Annotated in this window: 1 protein-coding gene; it reads right to left on the bottom strand. The window is 41.3% G+C overall.

Annotation, left to right across the window (positions count from 1 at the left end):
* Nucleotides 1–164 precede the first annotated feature (164 nt).
* Nucleotides 165–1,355: an IS4 family transposase gene (locus V1L65_RS28575; protein ID WP_331702756.1), complete on the bottom strand. Its 1,191-nt coding sequence runs from the start codon at nt 1,353–1,355 to the stop codon at nt 165–167.
* Nucleotides 1,356–1,514 lie beyond the last annotated feature (159 nt).

Here is a 1,514-nt window from a genome sequence, read left to right as displayed (position 1 = left end):
CACTGGCGTTGCATCGAGCAACCTAAAAAAGAGGATATTACAATAGTTACACATGGAGTAAATTTATTACAGAACCAGTTTGTAAGTGAGGGATAAAAAGTCAGCAGAGTATTAAGCCCTAACGCGTTATCCCATTAAATGTAATATATGGTTCAGTTCGTCATTTACTCCAAGATGATTCTTGGTTTCATCGAAACCTTTGAAACTTTCGGCGGACGTCCATTTCGTTTCGGTCGTCCCCTTGAGGTCTGTTTCGGTTTCCGTGTCAAGGCAGCAATTAAGCTTTCCCACGGTCGATCTGCATAGATGCGCATCAACTGCAACAATTGCCATACTGTCTGTTTACATTGAAGTTGTAACTTTATGAGTAAACAAAGTGAATAAGCTATCAAGGCAATATACATCTGGTTCCAGATGGCTTCGACCGAGTATCCATGGGGTTTCACTAAGCGAATGTGCTGCTTTACCCATTTAAAAAACAATTCTATGTGCCAACGATTACGATAGACTTCAGCTACCTGGTAAGCGGATAAATCCCAGCGGTTGGTGACTAAGCGATACGTTCTCTCTTGATTATCTTTAAACTCAATCAAGCGCAATTTTGTTGGCAGGTCGGGCATGGTCACATCAGCGTCACGGATGAGATTTTTTTTTCGTTTAGGTAACGCTCTCTCATTCAAGATAGCAAGACGGCTGTTGGCTTTTACTCGAGCTACAAATTTAATGCGGGTTTCCACCCAGAATTGAAAATGCTTATACACCTGATAACCGCGGTCCATCACATATGTCGCATCTTTATCCACCGTAAAGTGCTTCGCTACTTCGTGATCCGCTATATCTTTGGTCGAAGCGATGATCTTCTCCGGGTACATCGTGTTGGCATCTGCGACGACAAGTGATGTGTGCATTTTGACACCGTGACTTGATTTGGAACAGTATGCCCATTTCGAAAGGATAGGTGGCAAGGTGAGCTCTGTGGAATCTAACAACTTCAGCTTGCCGATCCCGGGTGTAAGGCCGCGTTTATCTTTCGTGAGTTCCTTGATCTGATGAAGAAGCGAGAAAAAGAGCCCCTGCAGTTCATCTGTAGGCAATTGCTTCAGCTTGCGTGATAGCTGAGAAGTACTTATAGACTCTAACTCAAGCATCTCCTGAAAATCTTTATTAGCTGCAAGATGTTCTGCCATCACATAATAGGAACTTCGTTGTTCTAATTGAGCCTCGATGAACATGAGAATGGTTGAGCCCACAAACAACTTTTGAGCTCGATAATCAAGCACTTTATCGCGGGATATGTTGACATTTAACATTTTTAAACATTGACAAATGACCTTAGAATTAGGTACGTTATCCATAGAAATCTCCTTTGTTGAGGCGTTTTTTATGGATAACGCGTAGGTAACTCAACGATAGGAGATTTCTTTTGTTTTGTCCACGAAATTATATCAACAAATTACATTTATAGTAATTTGTTGAATAAAAGATTCCATGAAAAACTTGATGCAACGCCAATG

Source organism: Paenibacillus sp. IITD108 (assembly GCF_036541265.1).
Taxonomy (GTDB): Bacteria; Bacillota; Bacilli; order Paenibacillales; family Paenibacillaceae; genus Pristimantibacillus.
Note: the sequence above shows the minus strand (reverse complement) of the source record. Positions and strands in the feature narration are given on the sequence as shown.